Here is a 3,300-nt window from a genome sequence, read left to right on the forward strand (position 1 = left end):
ACGACATGACCGCGTGGAAGCAGGGCGATCAGGGCAACTGCGCGTCCATCGCCACCATCAAGGCCTCGATGGAGGCCTACGGCAACCAGGTCTTCGACAGTGTCTCTCCCAATCGCAGCGGGGGATACGACATCGCCATGCAGGACGGGGTCAAGATCGGCCTGTCCGGCAAGGAGATGGATCAGGCCGCGAAGTCGGCCGACTTCAAAGGCGACGGGGGAGCGGCGCAATCGATGGCCACCCTCGAGTACGCGGCCATCGGCAAGCGTGCCCAGATGGCCAATGGAGGGTCGTACCAGCAGAACCTGAACAGCCTCAACAACGGCTACGATCCCAACAAGGTGGCCGACTACCTCGGCCTCGGGGGCAAGAAGCAGGCGGTGAGCGCGTCGAACCCGGGCAACAAGGACGCCGTGGTGGCGTGGAGCCCCCAGCACGCCGTGTTCGTCGACAAGGAGGCGGGCGGCAAGCACTTCACCGATGTCTACGGCAGCAAGCAGGGCTTCAACGGAACCGACGGCTTCGGGCACAACCTCACCAACGCGTTCAGCCTGCAGCCGCGATCGTACCCCTCGCAGCAGTACACCACCGCGGCGAAGCCCCCGACGCAGACGCATCAGGCGTCGACCCAGACCCATCGCACTGCCACCCAGACCACGCGTCCGGCGGCGTAGCCATCGCTCTCCCTGGAACTGCTCGCAGGAAGCGCTCCAGGGAGAGAGAGCTCAAGCGTCCGGCGATGCCGCGCTGTCTGCTCGCGGTCGGCCTTGTCTCAGCCCGAACCGGCCCACGCGGTCTACATAGCTGGCGTGGGCCGGGAACGCGCCGACGAGCGCCTCGTCCTCCCATCGCGCGCGCAGGGCCTGCAGCACCCAGAAGGCGGCGGTGAGCGCCAGCGAGAGCGGCGACAGGCGAATCAGGGCCACGCCGAGCAGGGCGACCATCTCACCCAGGTACACCGGATGTCTCACAAATCGGTACACCCCTCGGGTGACAGGCCGGCGGGCTTCCACCGAGATCGAGAACGAGCGTCCCAGCGTGGCCATGGCCGTTACCGTGAGCAGGGTGCCGATGACGAGCAGAGCCTGGCCGGGCACAAAGGTCTGGGGCAGCGCGGCGACGTTCACGGGCAGCACGAAGACGACGAACGGCAGCGAAGCGATGACGTAGGGCGCCACCAGGGCGCGCCAACCGCGCGCGTGCGACACGGCGGGCAGGCGCGTCGCATAGGCCACCACGAGCACGCCGTAGAGCGCCGTCTCGAGCGCCCACAGGCTCTTGCTCCAGAAATCGCGGTAGGCGCTGGCGCGCCACGCGCAGAACGCGATGCAGACGACGAGCCCCGCAGCCCGCTTCCAGGGAGCGCTCCATGGCCTGTGCTACGATCTGCGCTGTCATGCAACCACGTTCCTGGCTCACCCTACTCAAGATTGCCTGCGTCACGGTCGCCGCCATCGTGTTCGCCGACCTGACGAGCGTCTATCTGCGCGGTCGAGTCACGTCTGCGCCGTCGACACAGCCCATCGCGCCGGCCGCGCCGGCTTCGGCGGCGCCCGTGCTCACCGAGCAGCAGTCTGTCGATGGAGCGCGCGCTCTGCTGGGCAATCACCCTGACATCACCAAGGAGAAGCCGCAGGCCGGGGCGTCCGGCGCCCCCGCCAACGCGACCCCGGTGGTCCCCGCTGCCCAGGTTCCCGATCCCTCGGCGCAGATGACCCTCATCGGCACCATGGTTGCGCCAGGCGCCTCCATGGCCATCGTGATGGTGACCGGCAACGAGCACGTGGCGCGCGAGGGCGACAGCCTCGGGTCGCCGGCGTTCCGGGTGGCCGAGATCCGCGAGACCTCGGTCGTCCTCGAGGCCTCGGGGGTGAAGAAGACGCTCTGGATGCCGTCGTTCCAGCCGCCGGCCGGCGGCGAGGCCGCCGCGCCTCCGTCTGGCGTCCTGCCGCCTCCGCCGGTTCCCGTTCCCGTGGCCGCGCCCAGCCCGGAGGCCGCCGCGCCCGGGAAGTCGGTCATCTCCAAGGCCGAACGTGACAAGGTCATGGGGAACCTGCAAGACACCCTCAAGGATCTGCGCATCCTGCCCAACAAGAAGAGCGGAGCCGACTACGGCTCCAAGGTGGTCTTCCTGCAGGCGGGAAGCTTCTTGAGCAAGGTCGGGCTCGCGCAAGACGACATCCTGCTCTCGGTGAACGGCACCCCGGTGAACAACGCAGAGCAGGGCCTCAATGTCTTCCAGGCCTTCCAGCATGAAGATCGCATCGTGATGAAGCTTGACCGCGGGGGCAAGCTCATTCAGCAGGAAGTGGAGTTCCGCTGAGCCGAACGCACGGGGACGATTCGGAACCGCGCCCCCTCGGCTTGCGTCTCCCAAGCGCAGCAAGAACCCCGCCAGAAACGGAGCATCCACGCCCATGGCCTCTCACGCCGCCCCTTCGCGCTCTCGCGCGCGCCTGCGCTCCCGCGCCTCACGACGCGCCGGATTCACCTTTCTCGAGATCATCGTGGTGGTCGCCATCCTCGGCATCCTCGCCGCCATCGTCATCCCCAACTTCATGGGAGGGGTCGATCAGGCCAAGGTCACAGCCACCCAGACGAGCATCTCCTCGGTGAAGCAGCAGCTCGAGCTCTACAAGCTCGACAACAACCGCTACCCCACAACTGAGCAAGGCCTGAAGGCGCTGGTCGAGAAGCCCACCACCGATCCGGCGCCGCGCAAATGGCGCCAGTACCTTCCCGAGCTGCCGAAAGACGGCTGGGGCAACGACTTCACCTACATCTGCCCGGCGCCGAGCAACAAGGCCCCCTACGAGATCCGCTCGTACGGCGCTGACGGGCAGCCCGACAGCAGCGACGATCTGCGCTCCACCGACAGCCTCAACGGAACCCCTGCGCCGAAGTGATCCGGTGAAGCCGTTCGCGCTCGCGTGCGGCGCCGCCGCGCTTCTCGTTCTGACGCCGCCCTGCTGCGTTGCATCGCCCTCGCCCGGCGTCTCTTCGTCGAGTTCCGTGGCGCCCACCCTGTCGTCCGTGCTCGAGACGGTGGTGCCTCCCCAGAGCGCGGCGGCCCGTGACGCCGTTCAGAACGTCATCGATCACGGCTGGCCCTCGCCCGCGGCGGCGCAGCCCGTCGAGGCATGGCGCGCTGCCGGGCGCAACGTGATCGAGGGCCTGCGGCTGGTGGCTGACCGAGGAGCCTTCGACTTGAGGGTCGATGACGCACGGTTGCGCAGCAGCCGCAACACCCTCACCCGCCTTCGACTGGCGGTGGCCCTGACGCTGGTCGACGGCGAGCAG

At 68.0% G+C, this 3,300-nt stretch carries 5 protein-coding genes; 4 read left to right on the forward strand and 1 reads right to left on the reverse strand.

Annotation, left to right across the window (positions count from 1 at the left end; translation table 11 throughout):
- Nucleotides 1–674 (forward strand): hypothetical protein (locus EB084_22245; protein NDD30985.1); only part of this gene is annotated, 674 nt, incomplete at its 5' end.
- A gap of 51 nt (nt 675–725) precedes the next feature.
- Here EB084_22245 and EB084_22250 read toward each other — a convergent pair.
- Nucleotides 726–1,328, reverse strand: coding sequence for an isoprenylcysteine carboxylmethyltransferase family protein (locus EB084_22250; protein NDD30986.1), 603 nt, complete (start codon nt 1,326–1,328; stop codon nt 726–728).
- A gap of 41 nt (nt 1,329–1,369) precedes the next feature.
- On the opposite strand from EB084_22250, the gene EB084_22255 reads away from it, so the two are divergent.
- From EB084_22255 to EB084_22265, 3 genes are all read left to right on the forward strand, one after another.
- A complete protein-coding gene (locus tag EB084_22255) occupies nt 1,370–2,323 on the forward strand; it encodes a hypothetical protein (GenBank protein NDD30987.1) in 954 nt (317 codons plus the stop codon).
- A 94-nt stretch (nt 2,324–2,417) separates the two neighbouring features.
- Nucleotides 2,418–2,906 (forward strand): type II secretion system protein GspG, encoded by a 489-nt coding sequence (gene gspG / locus EB084_22260; GenBank protein ID NDD30988.1) that lies wholly within the window; start codon nt 2,418–2,420, stop codon nt 2,904–2,906.
- Between the two features lie 4 nt (nt 2,907–2,910).
- Nucleotides 2,911–3,300, forward strand: a 390-nt coding sequence (locus EB084_22265; GenBank protein ID NDD30989.1) for a hypothetical protein, incomplete at its 3' end; no start/stop codon positions are given.

This window comes from Pseudomonadota bacterium (genome assembly GCA_010028905.1).
In the GTDB taxonomy this organism is placed as follows: Bacteria; Vulcanimicrobiota; Xenobia; order RGZZ01; family RGZZ01; genus RGZZ01.

What these genes read in the sequence shown, in the direction of transcription:
- EB084_22255 (NDD30987.1), top strand. Translation starts at nt 1,370, where the DNA reads ATGGCCTGTGCTACGATCTGCGCTGTCATGCAACCACGTTCCTGGCTC.
- gspG (NDD30988.1), top strand. Translation starts at nt 2,418, where the DNA reads ATGGCCTCTCACGCCGCCCCTTCGCGCTCTCGCGCGCGCCTGCGCTCC.